Raw genomic sequence first — 24593 nt, forward strand, 5'->3', positions numbered from 1 at the left:
ACGGATGTGTTTCTCTGGGAGATTGGGCTGGAGATGGTTTCGTCGCAATAAGGCGTACTGCTATGCTCAAGTGGTAAAGGTGAACAATGTGATCGATGAAGCAGAACCTGAATCCGGCAGTGGCGCGCGTGCTCAAGTGCCTGCATTACCCGCGTTATGCAATCCTGACGTATGTGCGTGGTACGTGTCCTATTCGCTAAGCCCGCGGAACCTGGAGGAAATGACGGCGAAGCGAGGCATCGCGGTCGATCATTCAACCGTGCATCGCTGGGCGCTCAAGCTGTTACCGGTGCTGGAGAAAGCGTTTCGCCGCAACAAGCGCCCGGTCGGCAAGAGCTGACGCGTCGACGAGACCTACGTAAAGGTCAGGGTCAGTGGAAATATTAGTACCGCGCCGTCGACAAAGCCGGCAACACCATCGATTTCCTGCTGCATGCTCATCGGGAAAAGGCTGCGGCAAAGCGTTACTTCGAAAAAGCGATCGCTCACAACGGCGAACCCGAGACGGTGACGATTGACACAAGTGGCATTAGTCTGGCGGCGCATAAATCCATCGATGCCGAGCGCGGAACACCGATCAAGATCCGCCAGACGAAGTAGAGAAGATGTCGACAAATTTGACGCGTATCTGAACCGTCTGGCGCAGGCGTTAGGGCACGCCGATCGTCATGCTGGCATCAACGGTTACTGTTCGGGCCTGTGGTTGCCGCTCTCGCGCAAGAGCGTCGAGCCGATGGCCGCGCACATTGACCCACTTCACGTGAGTGCGAAGCACCAGTCACTCCACCACTTTGTGGCCAAGGCAGGCTAGCCTAACCGTGCATCCACCTTCTCTTCTCGCCTACCGGCAGAACACGTCATCAACCAGTTGCCGAACGAACGCCGGATTGAGGTCAGAGAGATCGAAGATGAAGCGGTAGAAGATTGTTCCGTATATCTGATCGTAAAGCTCCTGAGCAGGACGCTGCGAGCGGATTGCGCCCGATCGCTGTCCAGCTTCAATCACTCGTGTACCGAGTTCACGCCGTTCCTTCAGATAACGGTCGAAGAAGGTCGCGGTGTCGCCAGATTTTGTCAGGCATTCCGAGAGGACGACTTTAAGCACGCGCCCCACATCCCCTCCCAGGAGCGAAACATATCTCGCCGCGTGCTGATGGATGGCTTGAACCGGGTCTCCTTCCGCCGAGAGGGGAATCTCAAGCCCTACATGCCAAAGAAAAGCGTCGGTCAGAAGGGTCTGCCTGTCAGACCACCATTTATAGATGGTAACTTTCGATACACCAGATGACTTGGCGATCGCCTCGATAGTTGCACCGCATCCTCCTTCTTTCGCTGCGTGCTGATAGGCCGCGCTTAGAACCGCAGTTTTTGAGGATTCCGACCGCGGACGTCCTCGGCCGCCCCCTTGCGGCTTGGGCAATTCAGGCAAGTCATCGGTGTTCGCCGGCGTGGATGCAATCTCGCTCTTTTCCACTTTGTTCTCCAAAGCTTCACGTGTTCTGTGCGTATTGTACATGAATTTAACATATACTGTACGTACATAAATTAATTCGCTACTCGCGCATTGCAATTGAGAACTGTGCAAAAACTTGGATCGCCATCAGGGTATGTCCGTATATTGACACGTTCATTTACGCGGTGTTCTCTAAATACAGAAGCCGCCAGGCGTTGCGTCTGATGGGTAATCGGGACTTCCCCGTCCTGAGGTCGCGGCGGAAGCCGCGAACGTTGGCATCAAAGTGCCATGATGGAGTGTCGAGCCTTCATCAACGCTAGTAGGAGGAGAAGTCCATGTCCTTCGTCACCGTCGGAATCGATCTCGCCAAGAATGTGTTTGCCATCCATGGGGTGAATGAAACCGGTAAGCCGATATTGGTTGAAGCCGAAGGTCATCCGTGATGAACTCGGGGCGTTCATCGCTCAGTTGCCAGCGCGGCAGCATAACGCCAAAACCGCTTGGAGGGAGGTAACACCCACTCACAGGTTTGCGAAGCTTCTCAAAGCGATGACGAAATAGGTTGAACCAGCATCCTGAAGCCTGTTTTTCGTGCCGGCTGCCACCTGTGGCAAGCCGCGATTTTGCTAAGGACGGGGTGCGCGGATCTCATCGAGGCTGCGGGCGTGCTTCGGCAACGGCCCATCTGGCAAGCCGGATACATGCATGCAGAGCGTTTCGACATCACGAACAAGGAGGTTGCAAAAGGCGTCGGTCCATACATGCATGAAAAGGGACGACCGCCCGAAGATGCGAAGAGCCGCATCAGAACCTTATCGATAGCGGTTGGCAACGTCGCGCGCTGCCGTCCTCGTCTAGACCGTCTCGTTCCGAATTCTTGATCGAGCGCGAATTTTTGCTCAGCGCCTTGGCGCGACAAAACCGGTTCAACAGGGTGGGCCAGAATTCAACGCAAATCGTTTGGGGTCTGGTTTCCGTGCAAATCGACACAACCGGATCTGTATGCGGTGAGCCATCGTTTTGGCGAAGTGCCGACTAGAGCTCTAAAGGTCCGACTGAAGGCCGCCTGATCGCAGAATCCAGATTGAAGCGCAACTTGAGCGAGAGCAATCGGCGCGTTCTTCATTAGAGCCTTTGCGAAGTCGACTCGGCGATGCATCATGTAGCGATGCACTGGCATGCCGAACGATTGTTTGAAAGAGCGATTGAAATAACTCACTGAAAGGCCGCACTCTCCGGCGAGAGTTGCCAAACTAAGTCTTTGGTTTCGGTTGGCATCGATGATGTCCATCACACGCCGCCGCTGCCACGGCGCGAGACCACCAACTCGTTTCGTCGATATCTGGATGTTTCCATAAGTACCAGCCACATGGCTGCAGAACATCAAAACGAAATGTTCAAAGGTCAAATTGCATATGCGAGCTTCGTCGCCAAGCCAAGGCAGGATAAACTTGGCAAGCCCAAACAGTACATCGTCTTTCTTCCCTTGGAGGCATGACATCATGTCAATGCGACGCAATTCACTGTCAGTAGTAAACGCGTCAAGTGTGCTTCGTGGCAGATTGAAATGCACGCAGTCGTACGCAGATGTCCGCCATGCTCTCGGATTTGATTCCATGTCATAGATGCCGATCCCCCCTTCGGCCCAGTGATCTACCGGCAGGAATATGCCGTCGACCCATGTTCCCCAATTATTGCACGACGGCTCGCGCAAATAGACCGGGATGGTGAATCCTTGCTCGGGGTGTATGGGACCTGCGGGATTTTCGAGGCCGCAGGGTACCGTGATCCGCGTGATCCCCATCTGCAATTGAGATTCCGACCTCAGCAGCAAGGAAGGGGCATCACGAAGTCTAAAGAAGCTTCCAAATTCGTTGCCAACATTCTGAATGTCAGCAGTCTGATGGTGTGCCATCTATCGCCTTCCGAGTGATTGTCTAGGCGACTTCGATCACGCTACCGAGGGTCGAAGGATGACCCTGCCAAATGTGATTCTACAACTGTTACAGTGCGCGCTCAACGCGCTCGACGACGACTGCGGCGATGGCGCCCGCCTCTCGCTTCGCCTCATCTGAAAGGCTAAGGCTACGTCTCACCGAACCTTTCCTGATTCTTCGGACTTTACCGTGGGCCGCCTGACGAGGCCGCGGTGGAGCGAGACGTGCCCACCACACTTGCCGTCCCAAAGCTAAAAGTAGGGTTCAGATCGACAAATTGAGCGTCATTGTTCAAGACCTTCATATGCCATTAGTAGAAGCTGAACTCAACGACGTCTCGCATAGTTGTGGCCTCGTGATCAACGTTTATGACGTGGCGTGAACCATGAGCTGACGTCCTGCGCACGTCCGCCTCGCCTCAATGTTCGCAGCGAATGTTGCCGGACCCGCCGCAGGGCAAGGCGTCGGCGCGATCGGCTTGTGCTTCACCGGCAACTTTGCGTGATCAATGATGCTTGGGCCCGCGATGCGCCGGTAATCTCCGAGCCTTCGCTACATCTGAAGGTGCCTAGACGACAGGAGATTTCGCCCGAGGAACTCCAGGCGGTGAAGGCCAGAATGGAGTACGAAAACCTCATGGCACTGGGGTACCGTTTTCGCGGCCGAGTCATTGAGGACGAGCATCCCAATCGCGAGGTCTCCGCTTCCTTCGTCAAAATTCTGCCGGCACCGAAGATACTTTATTTAAGTGTTTTACTAGAGGCTACTATCATGACAATTGAAAATGTTCTCTACCGCGCTCACGCGCGGGCTACTGGAGGCCGGGATGGTCGCGCGGTCGTTCCCGAGAGCAACCTCGAGTTCAAGCTGACCACTCCACGAGAGCTCGGGGGATCGGGGGGTGAAGGCACCAACCCGGAGCAGCTTTTTGCTGCAGGTTACAGTGCCTGCTTCCTGGGTGCCATGAAATTCGTTGCCGCGCAGAACAAGATCACCATTCCGGCTGACGTTTCGATCAACGGTACCGTAGGCATAGGCGTCATTCCGACCGGCTTCGGCATCGAGGTTGAACTGAAGATCTCGCTACCCGGTATGGCAAGAGATGCGGCGCAATCGCTTATTGAAAAAGCTCACGTCGTCTGCCCGTACTCCAACGCGACACGCGGCAACATCGACGTATTGCTCACACTTGTCTAATGGGTAAAAAACGCCAGCGATGAAATATATTCCGTCGAGATAAGGTAGTTCGTCACAGCCGTCACAGTTGATAAATGATCAGAATGCCACTGCGTGAACTGAGAGTCCCACCTCGTGAAAGAACTCGATGGTCCGAGCGCTGTTGAAGACGATTACAGGACAAATGTTATGAAAAACCTTTGCTTGGTAGCTACGCTTGCAGCTACGCTTGGCGGTGGAACCATCGAAATGTCCTCTGCACAATCCACGCCTCAGGCAGGAGACGATTCGCCAGCCGTCAAGGCGTCAGTCTCCGAACCGTCGAATATTGCCGCAACGGGCAAGGCCAATCACGCGGCAAATCGCAAACTCGAAAATGCGGTACGCAAGGCAATCAAAGGCGGAGGTGTCGACGCTTCTGATTTGAATGTGGTCGCGCGTTCAGGCACGGTTACTCTCACTGGATCGGTCGCAGACGGTGATCAGATTGACCTCGCCAGTCAGCGTGCACAAAGCGTCGATGGCGTGGCCGCAGTAGTTAATCGTCTCGTGACAAAAGGAACCGGAAACTAACACGAAATTGGCGCTTCGTCTCGCATGAGCCGTCCCAGAAGCAGAGGACGTAGGCAAGAATTCTTGAGGTCGCAACCGCTCGCCTTGCATCGCAACCAGCGGCGATATTATTCCAGGAGCGGCAACATGAGCACTAAGGTTGGGCTTGATCCTTGGAAGAACATTATCGATTCGCTTGTCGATGCGAACGATGAGGTCCACAGCGGCGCCGCAAATCAGCCCCACGCGAATGTCTACCGGTTTTGCAGTCGAACTGAGCGAGCTCAAGTCACCGTGAAACTCATAGAATGTCCAACGGACGATATCGTGACGATCGAGTGGCGCGATGCTACGAAATGCTGCTACCGTGAGCAGATTTGGCGCCGGGGCAAGGCGAATGCTTCTGGATACTGCGTACTGAGCGGTGCGAAAATTCGGCGCGGAGATGACGTCTACAGACCGCGGATGTTGGATTGCGTCAATGCTGGCGCCATGATTCTTTGTACGGCACTGCAAAGACATCTATTGATGCCATCGATCGACCTTTCGCCCGACATCGGGGAGTGCGTCTGAAATTCGACTGCGCGCTGCGGTGTCGGACTGACCGTTAAGACGGACCGCGACCACCCCATCAATATAGACTCACATTACATTCACTTTCGGGAGCAGATGGAGATGTGTAGCTTCCCGCCATTTGCAGATTTCGTATCTTGCTCCGATTTGTTGCTGTCCTGTTGTTGGAGAAGAATGGTGGAAGTAGCAGGGGGGAACGTGCTCATTCGCTGCGCGTACCGGTTGGCCCTGATTCGTTCGGGGCTGAGCCTTTTTGACACCATTGGAAGCAACATTCTCGGAGTTGGGATATGGGTCTTTCCGGTTTTAGTAGAGCTGGTCGCGAGCTATATTCATGCGGAATTGCCCAATCTGGGGGCCTATTGAGTGAAGGTCAGGCTCCGGTCGGTACAGCCGATCGCTTGAGATACAAGTACGGCGCGGACATTGGTATTTTGCGGGGGGAACTAAGGCATCGTACCAGTCCTCAGTCAGTCCGCCACGGCAGCGGTTTTGCGCTTGCGCGGCACTTTCTTTTCGTTCCGATGCCTTGCCAAGGTGGCCGACTTCTTTTTTTGCGGGTGCTCGCTTGGAAACCCGAATTCGCCGCCCTTCCGCGAAGACTTCGGCACGGCTGGCCCGTTCGGCCGCCCACGCGGGATTCACCCGGCTATCGACCTGGCTGAAACTGAAAGGCAGGTCTTCTGTGTCGGGCAGCCAGTGGGCATCGATGAGTTTGCCGGTTCGGCGATGTTTCATCGTGACTGCGCTTTCGACGTTGGGGTCCAGCCCGCAGTGCCGCATTCCCCACAAACGCAGCATCAGCATCATTCTGTCCAACTCACGTGTCTTGTCGGTGACGCAGTAAGCGTAACGCTTCGGTTGGTCCTGATAAAGTCGCCGCTCGATGAGCCCAAGGTTCCGGGGCGCGCTTGCCGGACGCGGGCAGCAACCGAGAGTGGAAACGGGATGGAGCTCTTGGGCGGCATTGCACGTATAGAGCATCGGCCGCCGAACCCGTGAAATGATCAAGTGGATTGCCTTTTGTGGCAACAGCCGCTCGTGCCTAACCGGATCAAGGGGTCGGAGCCCCGACGATCAGGGCAACAGTGTCGTGAACGAACCGTGTAAGCGCAATACGCTTACGATCACTTTGCATAGTAAAAGTGATCAACTTTTAATCTGCATTCCTATGTTTTTTCGCTGAGGCAACGGTGATTTCAGATCAATGGTATGCCGAAAACGGGCCTGCCCTTGTTGACACGTGATGGGCGCTGCTGCCTTTCGCGACGCCAGGACGGCTGTTTCCGGTGATCAAATGCGCAAGGGTCCCGAAGATACCGCGGCCGCCCGTCTGTTCGATCGGCTGTGGGCTATGTGAGAATCAGCAACTCCACATCGCCAGGGGCGATGGCACATGAGGTCTGATATTGCGTGAAGAAAAGCTTGATTCCTACGGCAGAGTAGCAGGCCGTGATCGACGCGGCGCTTTGCGCCGCCGACCTGGAGGTCAAGGCTTTGCCGGCGCAGGCAAGACTTCGACACTCCAGCTCGTGGCACAGCAGTTCGGTCTGCTGCGCGGTATTTACCTCGCCTTCAATCGGGAAATCGCCGCCAGCGCAGCCCGGCGTTTCCCGCCTCACGTCGTCTCGCGGACGATGCATTCGCTGGCATGGACCTCCGTTAGTCCGTCGCTGCGAAGCCGGAGGCGTTGTCAGGTTCGCGAGCGCGGAGCGATAAAATGAGGCGATGAAGAAAACGAAGTCGCTTTACCACGGTCACCGCCTCCCTGCGAGCGTCATCAACTGCGCCGTTCGCTGGTATTTCCGCTTCAACCTGAGCCTGCGCGCTATCGAGGAGTTGCGGCTCGAGCGCGGCGTGATGGAGACCTACGAGACAATCCGTTGCTGGTGCGACAAGTTCGGAGCTGCCATCGCAGGGCGCGCAAAGGCGGTGCGACGCAAGCCTGGCAACACGCGGCATCTGGACGAAGTGTTCGTGAAGCTGCGCGGCGAGCCCTACATGTTGTGGAGGGCCCTGGACGAACGCGGCGCCGAGCTGGATGTGCTTCTGCAGAAGCGCTGGGACTAGGCTGCAGCCAAACGCTTCTTCAAGTATGTGCTGCGATCGAATCCCGTGCCCCGGTAAATCGACACCGACCAACTGCGCAGTTACCCTGCAGCGAAAGCAGACATCGCAGAACTCGCGAGCGTCAAGCTGCACGGTTGAATAACCGTGCTGAGAACAGTCACCAACCTACGCGTCGCCGTGAGCGCGCCATGAACGGGTTTCGCGATCCACTTCGCATGCAGGTGTTTCTATTCAGCTTTGGTCCGATCCGTCAACACTTTGCATTACCCCGACACCGCATGACGGCGCAGTCCCATCGCACCACTCAACGCGCGCCTTGCAGCGTGGAATCGTCTGGCCGTGATTGATGTTGCAAGGTGTGGACGTGATAAGGATACCTATTTGTTACCCATGTTAAACGTCAGCTGCCGTCAAGTTGACAACGCCCCGACATCAGTCCTGCTCGAAAGCGGCGCTCTCCGGATCGGTATGCCGCCTCGCGCATTCCACGAAGGTGTCCAGACCCGGCGAGCCATAGCTGGGGTTCCACGCGATCAGCGCGGGGGACACCGCGCCCGCGTCCGCGTCCGCCGGCGGGACAAAGCACACCCCGCGCATGCCGCAGCGGGCCATGCTCTCCGGCACGAGCCCGATGTGAAAACCGTTGGCGACCATCGCCGCGATGCTCAGCCAGGTTCGCGCTGCGTGGCGTGTGCGCGGGTGCACCCCGGCGCGGCTGAACGCGGCGATGACGTTGTCATAGTTGGCGGGCGCGACTTCGCGGTCGAACATGACGAAGTGCTCGTGCTCCAGATCCGCGATGCGAAGGGATTCACGGTGCGCGAGCGCATGCGATTCCGGCAGGCACACAGCCAGCTTGTCCGCGCGTAACGGAATCGATTTCAACTGGGGCGGCGCGGTGGCGGCGTTGATGAAGCCAACGTGCAATTCACCGTGCAAGAGCGCCTGAACTTGTTCCGCCGAGCCGGTCTCGTGCAGGATGACCTCGATATTCGGCATCACCTCGTCGAATGCCGTGAGGATCCTGGGCAGCTCGCGATAGAAGAACGAACTGGTCACCCCCACGTCGAGGCGGCCGCGTCTGCCGCTGGCGACGGCCTTGGCCGTGTCCTTGGCGCGCGCAATGCGCTCCAGGATGATGCGGGCCTCCACCAGGAAGGCGGCGCCGGCCGGCGTGAGCTGGACCTGCTTGCTGTCGCGATCGAAGAGCCGGGCGCCGACCTCATCCTCCAATGCCCTGATAGCCGAACTCAGCGGCGGCTGGGTGATGGACAGGCGCTCAGCCGCACGTCCGAAATGTAATTCCTCGGCCAGCACCGCGAAGTATCGGAGATAGTGGATCTTCATATCGACATCGATAGCTATCTCTAACTATTTTAGGCTTCGTCGATATTTTCTGTAAATCGTCGGGTCGAGTCGTGCCTCATCGAGGCATCGTCGATTCGAAAAAAGGATCGTCCGAACCGAAAACGCAATTGGACGGGAATCGTCGCCCTCCCTACAGTCGCTCGCATGTCGCCGATATCTGATCGGCCGATGACCAACATGCAGGAGGCACGATGAAACCCGACGTAAATGCGGGCTCTGGAGACGAAACCGCGACGCAGACGCGTGGCGGTCCGCTGGCTGGCGTGAGGATCCTGGACTTGACCTCCGTCGTGATGGGCCCCTTCGCGACGCAGATTCTCGCCGCTCTGGGCGCCGAGGTGATCAAGGTCGAGTCACCCGATGGCGACAACATGCGCCACGTGGGGCCGATGAAGCACCCCGGCATGGGCCATATCTTTCTGCATGCCAACCGCGGCAAGCGCAGCCTCGTGCTGGACCTCAAGCAGCCTGAGGCGCGCAAGGCGGCGCTGCAACTCGCCGAGCGCTGCGATGTGTTGATCTCCAACGTGCGCCCCCAGGCGTTGGCGCGTCTGGGCCTCGACTACGACGCGGTGCGGGCCGTCAATCCGCGCATCATCCACGTGTCCTGTTGCGGCTTTGGCCAGGATGGTCCCTATGCCGCCAGGCCGGCCTATGACGATCTGATACAGGGCGCTTCCGGATTGCCCTGGTTGATGAGCGAGTATGGCGCCGACAAGCCCTGCTATGCGCCGCTCACGCTGGCCGACCGTGTCACCGGTTTGCACACGGTATACGCCGTGACGACGGCCCTCTACGAGCGCGAGAAGTCCGGGACCGGCCAGGCTGTCGTTGTGCCGATGTTCGAGGCCATGGCGCAGTTCGTACTGGGCGATCACCTCGCGGGTCTGAGCTTCGAGCCGCAGGACGGCGAGCCTGGCTATGCACGGCTGTTGACCTCGCACCGCCGGCCATACGAAACGAAGGACGGACACCTGTGCGTGCTGATCTACAACGACAAGCACTGGCGCGCGTTCTTCACCGCCATTGGTCAGGCCGAGAAGTTCGAAAGCGATCATCGCTTTTCCACCCATACCAATCGCGCGAAGCACATCGACGAGGTCTATGCCTGGGTTGCCGATTTGATGCGCACGCGTAGCACGGCGGAGTGGCAGGCGCTGCTTCAGCAGGCGGACATCCCGAACATGCCCATGAACTCGCCGCACGATCTCGTGGACGATCCGCATCTCACTGCCGTGGGTTTTATCGGCCACCAGGTTCACCCGACCGAAGGGCCTTTGCGTACCTTGGGCAATCCGACGACGTGGTCTCGTAGCGCTTGCGTCGAGCCGTCGCCCGCCCGGCGTCTGGGCGAGGACTCCGTCGATATCCTGCGCGAGCTGGGCTGGTCTGACTCCGAGATCGATGCCCTCGAGCAATCGCGTGGCACGGCCACGCCCACCTGAGCAGGATTCGATTCAGTTCTCTTCAAGAATCTCACGAGACACACCATGGATTTCGCACTAACAGAAGCCCAGCAGCAGATTGTTGATGCTATCGAGAAAGTCTGCACCCCGTTCGACGCCGAGTACTGGTATGCGCGGGACAACGATGGCGAGTTCCCCGAAGCGTTTTACCGCACGCTCGCCGATGCCGGCTGGCTGGGCATTGCCATGCCCGAGGAGTTCGGCGGCGCGGGGCTCGGCATTACCGAAGCGGCGCTGATGATGCACACCATTGCGAGCACCGGCGCGGGATTGTCAGGCGCGTCGGCGGTGCATATGAACATCTTCGGCCTGCATCCGGTGGTGGTGTTCGGCACGCAGGAGCAGAAGCAGCGCATGCTGCCGCCGCTGATTGCCGGCAAGGACAAGGCCTGCTTTGGCGTGACCGAGCCCAATGCCGGGCTCAACACGCTCAAGCTCAAGACGCGCGCCGTGCGAGAAGGCCACCACTACGTGGTGCATGGTCAGAAGGTGTTCATCTCCACCGCGCGCGAGGCCACGAAGATGCTGCTGCTCGCGCGCACCAAGCCGGTGGAGGAGTGCAGGGGCACTGAGGGCCTCTCTCTGTTCTACACCGACTTCGACCGCAGCAAGATCGAAGTGCACGAGATCCCGAAGATGGGCCGCAAGTGTGTGGACACGAACCAGTTGTTCATCGACGGGCTGCGCATTCCCGTGGAGGACCGCATCGGCGAGGAGGGCAAGGGCTTCGAATACATCCTGCACGGCGGCATGAACCCCGAGCGCATTTTGATCGCCAGCGAGGCGATTGGTCTCGGCCGTGCGGCGCTTTCGCGCGCTGCCAAGTATGCCGGCGAGCGCGAGGTGTTCAACCGGCCCATCGGCAAGAACCAGGGCATTCAGCATCCGCTCGCCGAGCGCTGGATCGAACTGGAAGCGGCCTTCTTGCTCGCGATGAAGGCCGCATGGCTGTACGACCAGCACAAGCCCTGCGGCGCCGAGGCCAATGCCGCGAAGTTCTTCGGCGCGGATTCGTCGGCATGTTTATCTTTGCGATTCTGTACTATGGCATTGTGAGCGATGCCGGCATGCTGGATCCCATCATCAACCGCATTCTGCGGGCGGTGGGCGGCCGCCCTACACGCATCTTGATGGGCACGGCGATGCTCGCGCTGCTCATTCACCTCGACGGTTCCGGCGCGGTGTGCTTCCTCGTTACGGTGCCGGCCATGCTGCCGGTCTATGAACGGCTCAACATGGACAAGCGCTTGTTGACCTGCATGGCGGCGCTGGGGGCGGGCATCAATTTTCTGCCCTGGAGCGGCGTCATGATCCGGGCTTCTGTCGCGCTGCATATTCCGGCCATCGATATCTTCACGCCGCTCATTGGCGCTCAGGCCGTAGGCATCGTCTTCGTGCTCGTGACTGCATTCGTACTGGGCAAGCGCGAAGAGCGCCGCCTGGGTCTGGTGCACGATGGCGCCGCGTTCGTCGTGCCGAAGCGCGAGTTGTCCGAACAGGAGCGGGCGCTGCGCCGGCCGAAGATGTTCTGGGCAAACCTCGCTCTGACCATCCTGGTGATGGGTGTGATGATCAGCGGCAAGGTAGAGCCGGTCGTGATGTTCATGATCGGCACGGTCATCGCGCTGTTTCTCAACTACCCGAATGCCGATGAACAACGCGCACGCGTCGACGCGCATGCCCGCGCCGCGCTGATGATGGCCGGGGTGCTGCTGGCGGCCGGCGCCTTTACCGGAGTCATGTCCGGAACCGGCATGCTCAACGCCATGGCCAACGCCGCCGTTCACTTCATTCCCGCTGAACATGCCTCGCATATTCCGTTCATCATGGGGCTGATTTCCATGCCACTGAGCCTGATTTTCGATCCCGATTCGTTCTACTTCGGCATTCTGCCGGTCGTGGCGAACGCGGCGCATCAGCTTGGCGTCCCGCAAATTCAGGTCGCTCAAGCCGCGATTCTTGGACAAATGACGACCGGCTTTCCGGTGAGCCCGCTGACGCCCGCGACGTTTCTTCTGGTGGGCCTGGCAGGACTGGAATTGTCCGAGCATCAGAAGTTCGCCATACCGTTCCTTTTTGGCGCGTCGGTCGTCATGACGTTGGCATGCGTGGTGATGGGCGTCTTTCCGCTCTGAATGCGGCGGATCAGATCGACCTGAAATGGGGGATGCGGGCCGCGCCTTCGAATATCACGAGGCGAACGAAGCCTTCTTCCTGACGTCCGCCACGACGCTGATGGCCGGTGCGTGCTACAGCAAGCTCGGCTCGCAGAAATGGGACCGATCTGGCTTTCGCTGTCCATCTGATCCCCGTCTTGCGGCATTCCTGCGCTACCGGTGTGCCCAGCTCGGCCGGCTTCGTTTTCTGAGCCAAGGTTACCGCGCTCGCGCACTCAAGATCGGCAGACCTGGATCAGGGGGGGCTTCGGTCTGCTACGACGATGCACTGCATTTTTGACATTAAGCCTTCAGATGTTAGTCTTGCCGACCAGCAAGCCTGTCCACTACAGACGCGGACAGGGGTGGCCAGCGCTGCATACATAATGGACGGGACTGCGGCAGCCAAGGGGCCACCTCGAGCATCAGCGTCATGCCACAATCGAGGGGTTTATGCGTATTGGTCTTCGTGTCGTCGCCGGATTGTCGGTGTGCCTCACTCTTGGAGCATGTGGTAACGGCGTCGACAAAACGCTCTCACGCAAAAGCGACTGGGATTATCACCGCTCACTCGATGAGGCGTTCAAGGATATGACGCCGCAACAACAACAAGCCTTTAACTGGGCAGTGAGCAACATCAACCTCGAACAACTGCTGTCCAAGTACCCGACGCTCACGCCTCGCAACGTTATCCAGCAGGAGGCGGACGAAACCATCACGGCAATCAAGCAGGATATGGAGGACCGGACTGCTCAATATCAGAAGGATGCGCCGGGCCTGAAGCAGGCAACCGACCAATCGAATGCAATCGCAGCCGAGCTCCAGAAAATCACCGCTTCGAACGGGGCGATCGTCAAGGACCCATACTCCTCCTTTGAAAAGAATCTCCGGTTCAAAATCTATAACGGCAGCCGGTACGGCATTTCACTCGTGGAGTGGGACGTCACGGTGTTCCTGAACGGAGAAACGACGTCCGACCGTGTTTGCCACGTGCGTGCGTTCCTTATGAACGGTCTGCCGGCCGGCGGTACCGCAGAATATTCCGATGATGTATCGCGCGACTGCTACATGCCTCTGGCGACGCCAGAAGTCCAGCATGCGACGTCCATTTCGTTCCAGTTCGCGCCTGACATCTCGTCGATCAAGGACTTCGGCGACAAGCAGATCTACGTCACGCCGCCCACCGGAGAAAGGGATTTTCAGGCCGCCCTCACGCAGGATAAGGATGTCCTCGCCGCAGCAGAGAGCGCAAAAGCCTCGCTCCAATAGCGTCAGCACAAAACCATCGCAGACCGGTCACGGACTCGCCCCATGAGGGACATGAAACGAGTCCGCGCCTGATTCGTTCGATGGTCCGCAGATCGGCTTCCGCGCGTTGCAATAGCTGATGCTGGCGAATGACTTCGTTCGCGTCTTACCGCGAATGGATGACGTTTACTTCGGAGTACGGTTATCGCATCGACGCGCGCCCGCCATCGACGTCTTCCACGCTGCAGCGTTCACGGAAGGTGCTTGGGGGCACGCCGGACCAACGTCTGAATGCATGCCGGAAGCTTGCGGAGTCGCTATAACCAAGCGCCTCCGCAACGTCGGCAACCTTCATGCCGCGCGCCAGCATTTCGCTGGCGCGTTGCCGACGGGTTTCGTCGATCAACTGCTGGAACGTCAGCCCTTCACATTTGAGGCGTCGGCTCAACGTTCTTTCGGTCATGCATAGATGCGCCGCGAGGCGGCCAATCGAGCTGAATGTCGGCAGGTCGTGCGCGAGCACCTGGCGCAGACGCGTGGCGAAATCTGACGTTGCGGCGATCACCCATTCGCGCTCCAGTTGCGTGCATTGCCGGTGCATGGCGTCGAAGCTCACCACGTTCGCCAGCGGGCACTGGCGGTCGAAGAGTGCGGCAGGAAATGCAATGCTGTTCTTGTTCGCGCCGTGGTCAATCTTGCATCCGTAGACTTGCCGCTGCGCCGCCAAATGGCCGGGTGCGCCGTGACGCAACGAGACCTCGAGCGGTGCGACCGCGCATCCGCTGAGATCTTCTACGATCGCGATCATCGCAGCGAGACACATGTCGGTGCACAGGAGTTCGAGCTCGCGCTCGTATCCGTAGCCGCTCACCTCGATTTCCACGCGCTCGTTCGTTTCGTTCACGCTTACGTCGAAGTAGAGGCCCATGAGCAGCGGGAACGCACGGAGGCACGCGAACGCATCGCGTACCGTGCCGCTTACGAGCATCGTGTAGCCGGGCAAGCCGAAGCAGGAGACATGCATCTGCCGCCCGATGGCGAGCCCGAGCGACGCATCGTTGGTGAGTCGCAGCAAGTTGGAGAATACCCGCAGTTCCTGCGCGCGATTGACGTTGAGTGTCGGCGAGCGCAACTGGTCCTCGGCGAGCTCGCTGCCGGCAAGCAACTGTGTGATGTCGATTTGCCGCCGCCGTGCGATATCGACGGCCACGACGATGACATGCGTGGTCGCCGGTACGTCGACGGGCGGCACGCGCAGCACGAGCGACGGGGCGGCGGAAGCCGCGAACGCGGTGGAGTCGGAGGTACGCGCCATAGTAGGTCCCTTGCGTAATGCTTGACGATGGAGGGATGACCACGAGCGTACGCGATTGCGGCTGACTTGCAAATCCGGGATCTATGCGGATGCCGGGTCCGCCGGACAAGGCGTCCCCGGACTGCCTTGTCCCTGGAACAACGGCGCGCTACTTAAGGGTCGTCAGGACGTCAACCGGGTTCGCAAGCGTATCGCGAATCGGTGAGCGCTCCTGAAGCTTGCGCACGAGTTGCTCGATCCGCGCGCGCGGCGTGCCGGGGCTTTCGACGGCCACGTCCACGCGAATCTGCTGCGCGCCGGGCCGGACGTTCTTGTCGATGCCGAGAAAGCCACTCAGATTGACGTCGAACGCCAGATTCACGTCCACGCTCTTGAGCGCGATGCCGTCTTGCGCGGCCAGCGCCGCGAGCGTCACCGCGTAGCAACCGGCGAGGCCCTTCATCACGTATTCAGCCGGGCTCACGGCGTGATCGCTGCCGAGCAGCGAAACCGGTTCGTCGCTTTGCAGCTTGAATTTGCCGCGCCGCGACGTATCGACATTGCCAGCCTGGGTAAGCGCGCCGGTTTGTGAATTCAGGCGCAAGCCGCCGTCAGTCTGGCCTTCGAGCGAGAACGTGACGTGGCCGAGCGACGGTTCGCGACGAACGGCGTCGACGGTATCGGCCAGGGCTTGCGGATCGAGGTAAGGCGTTGCATTCGACATGGTGTTCTCCAAATGGAAAGAAAACTGCGTGAATCAGGTGTGAATCAAGATGGCTCGGTCGCCGGTGCAGCGGCGTCGATGCGTTCGAGCATCAGTCGACGGACATGCTTCTTGTCAATCTTGCCGACCGCGGTACGCGGCAGGGCATCGACGAACTCCCAGCGCTCGGGCAGCCACCATTTCGCCACGCGCGGGATGAGCCACTGCGCGAGTTCGTTGGAGTTGGCAGCGTGACCCGAAGTGAGCACCACGACAGCGCCGGGCCGCTCCTGCCATCGCGCGTCGGGCAGCGCGACCACGGCGACGTCGAGCACCGCAGGATGGCTGCGGATCGCTTCTTCGAGCGCGAGCGAGGGAATCCATTCGCCGCCCGATTTGATTGCGTCCTTCACGCGGTCGGTGAGCGAGATGAAGCCGTCGGCGTCGATCGTGCCGAGGTCGCCCGTGCGCAGCCAGCCGTCGTGGAGATGCGCCTGATCGTCGAGGCCCAGATAGTCGCGGGTGACCCACGCTCCGCGTATCTGGATCTCGCCCACGCTCGCGCCGTCGCTGGGCAGCAGCGCCCCGTCGAGGTCGGCGACGCGTGCTTCGAGCCCGCACACCACGCGCCCTTGCGCCGCAGCGCAACGCGCCTGGGTCGCGCGATCGGCACTGGCAATCCAGCGCGGTGTTTGCGAAATCGCGGACATCGACGACGTTTCCGTCATGCCCCAAGCCTGCAGCATGCGTACGCCGAGCGCGGCGTAGGCGTCGATGAGCGATTGCGGCACCTGCGCGCCGCCGCAAGCGATCGTTGTGAGCGTGCCGAGGTTCGTGCGCTGCGTCGCGCGCAAATGCGCGAGCAGATCGGACCAGATCGTCGGCACGCCCGCGGCGAGCGTGGAACCTTCGGCGTCAATGAGCGCGAGCAGGTCAGGCGGTTGCAGCGACGCGCCTGGCAAAGCGAGATCCGCGCCCGCCATCAGCGCGGCGAACGGCAGCCCCCAGCCGTTGACGTGATAGAGCGGCACGGCGGGTAACAGCCGGCTCGTGCTGCCAAGTGCGAGCGAGTTCGCCGTGCACAGGCTCATCGCCTGGAGCCAGACCGACCGATGGCTGTAGCCGACACCTTTCGGCAGGCCCGTGGTGCCGCCAGTGAAGCAGAGAATCGCGGTCTCGTGCTCGTCGATGATGGGCCAGTCGAGGCGCGGTTCGCCTTCCGCGAGCAGCGCTTCATAGTCGATCGTCTCGTACGGCAAGGAAGCCGCCAGATCGCCAGGAAGCGGGCCGCCCACGATTACGAGCAGACGCAGGCGCGGCAAACGCGCAGCGAACTCGCGGAATTTGCCGAGATTGGCCGCGTCGACGATCAGCGCTTCGTCGTCCGCGAGCGAGGCGATGTGAACAATCTGGTCCGCATGCAGACGCGGATTGATGGTGTGCAGCACGCGTGCGCTGGCGGGCACTCCGAGATAGGCTTCGAGATGTTCGGGCGAGGCGCCCGCCAGCGTGCCGATCACGGCGCCGATGCCGAAACCGCGCTGCTCCAGCGCGCTGCCGAGGCGTCCGGCGCGCGCCGCCAGTTCCGCGAACGAGCGCGTGATGCGCTGTCGTTGCGCGTCGAACGAACCCACGCGCGAGCGGCCGTTGACGCTTGCGACGTGTCGCAGCAGCAATGGCAGCCCGAGGGGGCCGTCTTGCATCGTGCTCTTCATGAAAGTCTCCGTATTGATATGGATTACGAAGTACATGAGGTCGATAACCAGCACGTGCTGCGTGGCCCGCATCGGCCACGCAAACACGTGTACGGCCATTAGAGCTTGCCGTAACGCGTGTCGCGCCAGTCGAGCGCGCTGCGCAGGCCGTCCTGCTTCACGCGCTGCGTGAATTCGGCTTTTTCGGGCGAATACGCCGAATTGAGCGTCGCGGCGACGTCGAGATTCGCGTTCACGGCCTGGCGCAGACCCATTGCCTCATAGGCGCGCGTGAGCGCGATCTTCGTGAGTTTGAGTGTGATGGGGGGCGTAAGCGCGAGCTTTCTCGCGAGCTTTTCGACGCACCCGTGCAGTTCGTCGGGCGCGACCACGCGATTGATCATGCCGATGCGCTCGGCTTCGTGCGCGTCGATCACGTCGCCCGTGAGCAGCAGTTCATTGGTCTTCTTTTGACCGATCAGGAACGGCATGAGGATTGTGACGGGCCCGGAGCCAAAGCGGATTTCGGGCTCGCCGAACTGCGAGCGGTCCGTCGCGATCACCAGGTCGCAGGCCATCGCGAGCTCGCACGCGCCCGCGAGGCACCAGCCGTCCACGGCGGCGATGGTGGGCTTGTGCGAGGCCCAAACCGACATCGACAGATCGACGTTGCGCGTGAGCGCCGCGTGCCAGTCCTCGGCGCGCTCGATGCCGGCGGCCACTTCTTCGGCAATGTCGTAGCCAACGGAGAACGCCTTGCCCGCGCCTTGAATCACGATCACGCGTACTTCGGCATCGTCGTTGAACTGCTGGACCAGCCGCCGCATTTCGATCACGACCGTCGACGACAGCGCATTGAGCTTGGCGGGCCGGTTGATCGTGATCCACGCCGTACCGTCGATGATTTCGCTTGCTACTTCGTTCACGTCTTCACGCTTCATGAGTGACTCCGGGTTGAATGTCCTGCGTTGACTGGTACTTTGATGCGTCGCTGGCTCAATTCACGTCCACGAGCACGCGGCCGCGCAGCTTGCCTTCGAGCATGTCTTTCGCCGCGCCGCAGACGTCGTCGAGCGTAACGGTGCGGGCCGTGATGCCTTCGAGCATCGACATCGGCAGATCGGTGACGATGCGCTTCCACGCGTTCACGCGATCCTTCGCGGGCAGCATCACGGAGTCCACGCCGATCAGCTTCACGCCGCGCAGGATGAACGGCATGACGGTGGTCGGCAGGTCCGCGCCGCCCGCGAGGCCGCACGCGGCGACTACGCCGCCGTAGTTCATCTCCGCGAGCACGCGGGCGAGCACTTTCGAGCCGACCGTGTCGATGGCCGCGGCCCAGCGTTGCGTTTCGAGCGCGCGAGGTGCTTCGCTCCATTGCGGGTCGTCGATCACTTCGCTCGCGCCGAGGCGCTTTACGTAGTCGTGCTTGTCGGGATTGCCCGTGAGGGCGCTAACAGTGAAGCCGAGCTTTGCGAGAATCGCGACAGCCACGCTACCCACGCCGCCCGCCGCGCCCGTGACGAGCACCGGGCCGCTGGCGGGCGTCACGCCCGCCTGGTCGAGCGCGTTCACACAGAGCATGCCTGTGAAGCCAGCCGTGCCGATCATCATCGCCTGGCGGGTGCTGAGGCCTTCGGGCAGCGGTACGAGCCATTCGCCGCGTACGCGTTGATACTGGCTAAAGCCGCCCCAATACTTCTCGCCCACGCTCCAGCCGGTCAGTACGACTTGCTGGCCCGCGCGCAGATCCGGATTCGAGGTTTCGACGACCGTGCCCGCGAAGTCGATGCCCGGCACGAGCGGCCAGCTCTTGACGATCTTGCCGCTTCCAGTCACGGCAAGCGCGTCCTTGAAATTGAGTGTCGAGAAGTCGATCTTGATCAGCGTGTCTTCTTGTGGAAGCGCGTCGAGCGAAAGTGTTTCGATGGTGGCCAAGGTCTTCTTGTCTGCTTCTCGCAGCACCATTGCCTTGAATTGATTGTCGGTCATCGTGTTTCTCTTGAGTCTGGGATGAGGGGTGCGTTAGCGATTGCGGAGTGCGCGTAGAGCATTTAGCGCAAACGGATGATGGTTGACTTCAGTTCGGTGTACTTTTCGAGCGCGTGCAATGACTTGTCGCGACCGTTGCCCGACTGCTTGTAGCCGCCAAACGGGAAGCACATTTCTCCGCCCTCGTTGTAGCAATTGACCCAGACCGTGCCCGCACGCAGTTGTCTCGACACCTCGTGAACGGTATTGACGTTCGAGGACCAGACGGCGGCGGCGAGTCCGTAGTGCGTGTCGTTGGCGATCTCGACGGCTTCTTCGACCGTATCGAACGCGATCACCGATAACACCGGACCGAAGATCTCTTCGCGGGCCACCTTCGCGTGTGGCGTGACTTCGAACACGGTGGGCTCGATATAAAAGCCGCCCGTCTGCTGCTTCACGCGCGCGCCACCCGCGACGAGCTTGCCTTCGCTGCGCCCGGCCTCGATGTAGTCGAGCACCCGCGCGAGTTGTGCCTGATCGACGATGGCGCCCATGGCGACCGAGGGATCGAGCGGATTCCCGGGCTCGTAAAGCCGCGCGGCGCTCAGCAGCCGGTCGAGCAGCGCGTCCTTGATCTTGCGATGAACGAGCAGGCGTGAACCCGCCGTGCAGACTTCACCCATGTTGTAGAAGATCGCATTCGCGGCGGCTTGCGCGGCGCGATCGAGATCGGCGCAGTCTTGCAGGACGATGTTCGGCGACTTGCCGCCGAGTTCGAGCCACACGCGCTTGAGATTCGTCTGCGCCGCACATTGCATGATCTGCTTGCCGACCAGGGTCGAACCCGTAAACGCGACGCAATCGACGTGGTCGTGCAGCGCGAGCTGCTTGCCGGGCAGGCCGCCTCCCGTGACGACATTGAAGACGCCGCGCGGCATGCCAGCCTCGATCGCAAGCTGTGCGACGCGGATGGCCGTGAGCGGCGACTTTTCCGAAGGCTTCAACACGACGCTGTTGCCTGCGGCCAGCGCGGGTGCGAACTTCCACGCCGCCATGAGCAGAGGGAAGTTCCATGGCACGATGGCTGCCACCACGCCAACCGGTTCGCGCGTGACGAGCCCGACGAAAGTTTCTGGCGCCGGAGCGACTTCGCCTCCGATCTTGTCGATCGTTTCCGCGAACCATTCGATGCAGTAAGCCGATTCGGGGATGTCGAAAGCGACCGTGTCGCGAATCGGTTTGCCGGAGTCCACCGTTTCGAGGAGAGCGATTTCGTCGGCGTGTGCGCGTATCAGGCTTGCCCATCGCATCAGCACCGACTTGCGCTCGCGCGGACTGAGACCCGACCAGCATCGGTCCTTGAAGGTCCGGCGTGCCGCCGACACGGCGCGATCGACGTCGGCGCCGTCGCAGTCCGCAACCTGCGTCAAGACCTTGCCTTCGATGGGGCTGATGCAGTCGAATGTCCGGCCGCTTTGCGCCCACTGCAATTCGCCGTCGATGAAGGCACGCCCCTCGTACGCGAGACTCGATGCGAGCGCGATCCAGTCCGAAAACGCCTTCTGAGCCATTCCGTTTCTCCGCAAATTCAAGGGCGACGTACGTGCACGTCGCGTTGTCGAGGCCGCTATCAGTTGACGTTGCCGTGTGCTTCGAGCACGCTTTTCAGTGTCTCGACCATCCAGTCGATCTCGCCGCGCGAGAGAATGAGCGGCGGCGACATCTGGATCAGCGGCGTACCCTCGTGATCGACCGCGGCGCGGCAGAGCAGGCCGGCACGGAAAAGCGCGGGCGAAAGCACGCGCGAGACGAAATCGCTCGACGCGATATTCGCGGACCACGTGCGCTTCGTCTTGTCGGTGACGAGCTCGAGCGAATAGTGATAACCGTCGCCACGCAGATCGCCGACGAGCGGATGATCGAGCAAGGTCGCAAGACGCGAGCGGAAGTAGTCCTGATTGTTTCGAACGTTTTCCAGCACGCCTTCACGCTCCATGATCTGGAGATTCGCGAGCGCGGCTGCGCACGCGGCCGGATGGCCGCCATACGTGAGACCGTGCAGGAACATGTGCTGCGGACCTTCGAGCACGGTGTTCACGATGGTATCGGTCGCGATCAGCCCGCCGAGTGGCACGTGGCCCGAGCCGATCCCCTTCGCGAACGTGATGATGTCGGGCTCGAAACCGTAGCGTGTCGAACCGAACCATGCGCCGAGACGGCCGAAGCCGCAGATCACTTCGTCGGCGACGAGCAGGACGCCGTGCCGGTCGCAGATGCGCCGCAAGCCGTCGGCATAGCCGGCAGGCGGCGTCAGGCTGCCGCCCGCGTTCTGCAGCGGCTCCACGAAGATGCCCGCTACCGTGTCCGGCCCTTCCTGGACGATCAGCGATTCGATCTCTTCGAGCAGGAACTCGGTGAACTGCGCTTCGGTCTCCCCGATCGGCCGGCGGTAGCGTTTCGTGTTCGATACGTGGCGCACACCCGGCATCAGCGGCTCGAACGTCTTGCGGAAGTTCGTCATGCCGTTCAGCGAAAGTGCGCCGTAGCTGGTGCCGTGATACGAAACGCGCCGCGCGATGAACTTCGTCTTCGCGTGGTCGCCGCGCGCGATGTGATACTGACGTGCGAGTTTGATGGCCGACTCGTTCGATTCCGAACCGCTCGATGTGAAAAACACGCGGTTCAGGCCGTCCGGTGCGAGCGATGCGACCTTTGCCGCGAGTCGAATCGCCGGTTCGTGTGCGTAGCTCCAGTTGCTGAAGTACGGCAGCTGGCTCATCTGCTGCTGGACCGCGGCGCCAATTTCGCTGCCGTGGCTGTAGCCGATCTGCACGCAGAAGAGACCGGCGAGCCCGTCGAGATAGCGATTGCCCGTGCTGTCGTAGACCCAGCAGCCTTCACCTCGGGCCATGATTGGCACGTTTGCCTCGCGATAGTACTGGCTATGCGTGAAGTGCATGAGCAGGTGCTTCTTCGCCAGTGCTTCGAGTTCGGCGGTTTCGGACGAGCGCGACAGGATCTTTTCGTTTGCGTTCATGGAATCACCTCGATAGGAAAGGGAGACGGCAGGTCAGAAGCAGGCGTTCGCTTCTTCGTACTCTTCGATGCGTGGCGCGGGGCGGCGAAAGCCGCGTGTGAGCCACAAGAGCTGGCAAAGACCGACGGCAAGCCAGATGAGGCCGACCCGGAACGTCGTGGCCGAGAGACTCGTCCAGAGCCATACCGTCAGCAGGAACCCGACGACTGGCACGGCACCGTAGCGCAGCAGATTGCCTGCGCCGCGCAGGCGCAGCGTGCCGAGGTGGTGCCGGGTCGTCGAGAGATTGACGAATGAGAACGCGACGAGCGCACCGAAGCTGATCATCGTGGAGGCGAGATCGAGGCTGATCGCGAGCGCCGAAAGCGAGAGCACGCTCACCGCGACGGTGGCAGAAACCGGCGTGCCAAATCGCACGCTCCTGCGGCCGAAGATGCTTCGCGGCAGTACGCCGTCGCGGCCCATCGCAAAGAGGATGCGTGTCACGCTGGCCTGGGACGCCATGGCGCATGCAAAGCAGCCTGCCACGTAGACGGCCGTGAAGAACGCTGACAGCAGATGACCGCCCACGTGCTCCATGAGTTCGAGACTGGCCGAATCGGCGTCCTTGAACGATCTCCAGTCCGGCATCGCGAGCTGGCTCAGATACGCGAGGAAGATGAACAGGAGGCCGCTCACGAGCGTGCAGAGGATGATCGCTTTCGGAAGGAGACGCTGCGGATCGCGCGTTTCCTCGGAAAGCGTGGAGACCGCGTCGAAGCCGAGAAACGAGAGGCACAGCGTGGCGGCGCCCATGAAGAGACCGCTCGTGTTCATGCCGCGTTCGTAGAACGGTCTCACGAACGACACCGGAGAGCCGACGCCAATCGACTTGACCGACGCGACGACGAACACGACGATGAAAACGACCTGCACGCCGATCAACGCGAAGTTCGCCTTCGTCACGAGTTTGATGCCGAGCACGTTGAGCGCGAGAACAGCCGCAATGCAGCCGACGATCCAGACCGGCGAAGGTACGCCCGGAAAGTACTGGGACATGTAGATGCCAATGACGAGATAGCAGATCATCGGCATGAAGAGGTAGTCGAGCAGGAGTGCCCAGCCGACCATGAACCCGACGTTGCCGCCAAATGCCTTACGTGCGTAGGCATAGGCGGAACCGGCGACGGGCAAGGCGGCGCCCATACGGCCATAGCTGTATGCGGTGAAAAGCATGGTGACGAGCGTGACGACGTATGCGGCGGAAAGATGGCCGCCGGTGGTTTGGGTCACGATGCCGTACGTAGTGAACACGGTCAGCGGAACCATGTAGGCGAGACCGAAGAGCAGAAGCGAGGGCAGGCCTAAAACCCGGGCCATCTGCGCATGCGTTCGGTCTTTGGTCGTTTGCTGGGCGTGACCGAACTCATCGAGCGGCGGACTTTTCACTGCGATGTCATTCATGATGTGCACCTCGGTTTGATATGCGGCTGTGTCGGAAAAAGAACGGCACCTGCTGGCAATCGACTCGATCTGGGGCAATTGTTGGCGCCCAAAAATGCTTCGAGGAGGCGGGAAGAAGACAAAAAAGGGGATAGTGCGTACGGCCTCGGGAATGACCTGGTGCAGGTTGAATGGAAGAAGCTGGATTGGCGGGAAAGACAGGAGCGCTCGGGACGTTGATGTACGACCAGGGCGAGAAAATGGCGCTGTACTAGAAGCTCGCCGAGGCTACGGGTAGCGGGCGCACGTGGAAAGTGGTGCTGTCCGTGGATTTTTATAATTTAACATAAGCTTATTTATCGACATTTTTAATGTTAGGGCTTTTTTGAAATGTCCGGTTCTGGCTCATTAGAAATGTCCGATTCCTGCCCTGGTTGACGCGCACGCTCGCGTGAGGCGTCGACCAG

At 60.3% G+C, this 24593-nt stretch carries 19 protein-coding genes and 6 pseudogenes; 12 read left to right on the plus strand and 13 right to left on the minus strand.

The annotated features are described in order from the left end of the window. Positions 1–95: 95 nt before the first annotated feature. Positions 96–597: pseudogene (locus JMY28_RS25320) on the plus strand (IS6 family transposase); the annotation flags it as partial. Beyond that, positions 557–805 (plus strand): annotated as a pseudogene (locus tag JMY28_RS25325) (transposase); the annotation flags it as partial. The pseudogenes JMY28_RS25320 and JMY28_RS25325, both read left to right, overlap by 41 nt. Positions 806–841: 36 nt before the next feature. Here JMY28_RS25325 and JMY28_RS25330 read toward each other — a convergent pair. Beyond that, positions 842–1474 carry a TetR/AcrR family transcriptional regulator gene (locus JMY28_RS25330; RefSeq protein ID WP_201698625.1) on the minus strand — a complete coding sequence of 211 codons (633 nt, stop codon included), beginning with the start codon at positions 1472–1474 and terminating at the stop codon, positions 842–844. 317 nt (positions 1475–1791) lie between these two features. Here JMY28_RS25330 and JMY28_RS25335 point away from each other — a divergent pair. Continuing rightward, positions 1792–1930, plus strand: a pseudogene (locus JMY28_RS25335) (IS110 family transposase); the annotation flags it as partial. 472 nt (positions 1931–2402) lie between these two features. On the opposite strand, the gene JMY28_RS25340 reads toward JMY28_RS25335, so the two are convergent. Continuing rightward, positions 2403–3371, minus strand: coding sequence for a helix-turn-helix domain-containing protein (locus tag JMY28_RS25340; RefSeq protein ID WP_201698626.1), 969 nt, complete (start codon positions 3369–3371; stop codon positions 2403–2405). A 793-nt stretch (positions 3372–4164) separates the two neighbouring features. Here JMY28_RS25340 and JMY28_RS25345 point away from each other — a divergent pair. The 3 genes from JMY28_RS25345 (at position 4165) to JMY28_RS25355 (ending at position 5694) form a co-directional block, all read left to right on the plus strand. Next, a complete protein-coding gene (locus JMY28_RS25345; protein ID WP_201698659.1) occupies positions 4165–4590 on the plus strand; it encodes an organic hydroperoxide resistance protein in 426 nt (141 codons plus the stop codon). Positions 4591–4704: 114 nt separating this feature from the next. Beyond that, positions 4705–5142 carry a BON domain-containing protein gene (locus tag JMY28_RS25350; RefSeq protein WP_236597035.1) on the plus strand — a complete coding sequence of 146 codons (438 nt, stop codon included), beginning with the start codon at positions 4705–4707 and terminating at the stop codon, positions 5140–5142. A gap of 126 nt (positions 5143–5268) precedes the next feature. Then, positions 5269–5694: a DUF3331 domain-containing protein gene (locus tag JMY28_RS25355; RefSeq protein WP_201698627.1), complete on the plus strand. Its 426-nt coding sequence runs from the start codon at positions 5269–5271 to the stop codon at positions 5692–5694. A 306-nt stretch (positions 5695–6000) separates the two neighbouring features. Here JMY28_RS25355 and JMY28_RS25360 read toward each other — a convergent pair whose 3' ends face one another. Then, positions 6001–6678 carry a winged helix-turn-helix transcriptional regulator gene (locus tag JMY28_RS25360; RefSeq protein WP_268960661.1) on the minus strand — a complete coding sequence of 226 codons (678 nt, stop codon included), beginning with the start codon at positions 6676–6678 and terminating at the stop codon, positions 6001–6003. A 368-nt stretch (positions 6679–7046) separates the two neighbouring features. Then, the gene (locus tag JMY28_RS25365) at positions 7047–7316 is read right to left on the minus strand and encodes a hypothetical protein (protein ID WP_201698629.1); all 270 of its coding nucleotides are present in this window, start codon (positions 7314–7316) and stop codon (positions 7047–7049) included. A gap of 106 nt (positions 7317–7422) precedes the next feature. Here JMY28_RS25365 and JMY28_RS25370 point away from each other — a divergent pair. Continuing rightward, positions 7423–8091 (plus strand): annotated as a pseudogene (locus JMY28_RS25370) (IS6 family transposase); the annotation flags it as partial. A gap of 105 nt (positions 8092–8196) precedes the next feature. On the opposite strand, the gene JMY28_RS25375 reads toward JMY28_RS25370, so the two are convergent. Further along, positions 8197–9111, minus strand: coding sequence for a LysR substrate-binding domain-containing protein (locus JMY28_RS25375; RefSeq protein ID WP_201698630.1), 915 nt, complete (start codon positions 9109–9111; stop codon positions 8197–8199). 212 nt (positions 9112–9323) lie between these two features. Here JMY28_RS25375 and JMY28_RS25380 point away from each other — a divergent pair, with 212 nt between their 5' ends. The 5 genes and pseudogenes from JMY28_RS25380 to JMY28_RS25400 all read left to right on the plus strand — a co-directional run bounded on the left by JMY28_RS25380 (position 9324) and on the right by JMY28_RS25400 (position 14023). Continuing rightward, entirely contained in the window at positions 9324–10577 is a 1254-nt protein-coding gene (locus JMY28_RS25380; RefSeq protein WP_201698631.1) for a CaiB/BaiF CoA transferase family protein, read from the plus strand. 45 nt (positions 10578–10622) lie between these two features. Then, positions 10623–11618: pseudogene (locus JMY28_RS25385) on the plus strand (acyl-CoA dehydrogenase family protein); the annotation flags it as partial. Beyond that, positions 11612–12733, plus strand: a pseudogene (locus tag JMY28_RS25390) (CitMHS family transporter); the annotation flags it as partial. The pseudogenes JMY28_RS25385 and JMY28_RS25390, both read left to right, overlap by 7 nt. A 25-nt stretch (positions 12734–12758) precedes the next feature. Continuing rightward, complete coding sequence (locus JMY28_RS25395) at positions 12759–13055, plus strand: hypothetical protein (RefSeq protein WP_201698634.1); 297 nt, start codon at positions 12759–12761, stop codon at positions 13053–13055. A 152-nt stretch (positions 13056–13207) separates the two neighbouring features. Next, positions 13208–14023: a hypothetical protein gene (locus tag JMY28_RS25400; RefSeq protein ID WP_201698635.1), complete on the plus strand. Its 816-nt coding sequence runs from the start codon at positions 13208–13210 to the stop codon at positions 14021–14023. A 181-nt stretch (positions 14024–14204) separates the two neighbouring features. Here the strand turns inward: JMY28_RS25400 and JMY28_RS25405 are convergent, their stop codons facing one another. The 8 genes from JMY28_RS25405 to JMY28_RS25440 form a co-directional block, all read right to left on the minus strand. Beyond that, complete coding sequence (locus JMY28_RS25405; RefSeq protein ID WP_201698636.1) at positions 14205–15317, minus strand: AraC family transcriptional regulator; 1113 nt, start codon at positions 15315–15317, stop codon at positions 14205–14207. Between the two features lie 148 nt (positions 15318–15465). Next, the gene (locus JMY28_RS25410) at positions 15466–16020 is read right to left on the minus strand and encodes an OsmC family protein (protein WP_201698637.1); all 555 of its coding nucleotides are present in this window, start codon (positions 16018–16020) and stop codon (positions 15466–15468) included. Positions 16021–16064: 44 nt separating this feature from the next. Then, on the minus strand, positions 16065–17813 hold the full coding sequence (locus tag JMY28_RS25415; RefSeq protein ID WP_201698638.1) for a long-chain-fatty-acid--CoA ligase: 1749 nt from the start codon (positions 17811–17813) through the stop codon (positions 16065–16067). Continuing rightward, positions 17813–18634 carry an enoyl-CoA hydratase/isomerase family protein gene (locus JMY28_RS25420; RefSeq protein WP_201698639.1) on the minus strand — a complete coding sequence of 274 codons (822 nt, stop codon included), beginning with the start codon at positions 18632–18634 and terminating at the stop codon, positions 17813–17815. The genes JMY28_RS25415 and JMY28_RS25420 overlap by 1 nt, the downstream gene beginning before the upstream one ends. Before the next feature lie 55 nt (positions 18635–18689). Further along, a complete protein-coding gene (gene acuI / locus JMY28_RS25425; protein WP_201698640.1) occupies positions 18690–19685 on the minus strand; it encodes an acrylyl-CoA reductase (NADPH) in 996 nt (331 codons plus the stop codon). 62 nt (positions 19686–19747) lie between these two features. Further along, complete coding sequence (locus JMY28_RS25430) at positions 19748–21238, minus strand: aldehyde dehydrogenase (RefSeq protein WP_201698641.1); 1491 nt, start codon at positions 21236–21238, stop codon at positions 19748–19750. 59 nt (positions 21239–21297) lie between these two features. Next, positions 21298–22704 (minus strand): aspartate aminotransferase family protein, encoded by a 1407-nt coding sequence (locus JMY28_RS25435; protein ID WP_201698642.1) that lies wholly within the window; start codon positions 22702–22704, stop codon positions 21298–21300. A gap of 33 nt (positions 22705–22737) precedes the next feature. Beyond that, a complete protein-coding gene (locus tag JMY28_RS25440) occupies positions 22738–24147 on the minus strand; it encodes an APC family permease (RefSeq protein ID WP_201698643.1) in 1410 nt (469 codons plus the stop codon). Positions 24148–24593 lie beyond the last annotated feature (446 nt).

Origin of the sequence: Paraburkholderia hiiakae, from assembly GCF_904848665.1 — a bacterium.
Lineage (GTDB): Bacteria > Pseudomonadota > Gammaproteobacteria > Burkholderiales > Burkholderiaceae > Paraburkholderia > Paraburkholderia hiiakae.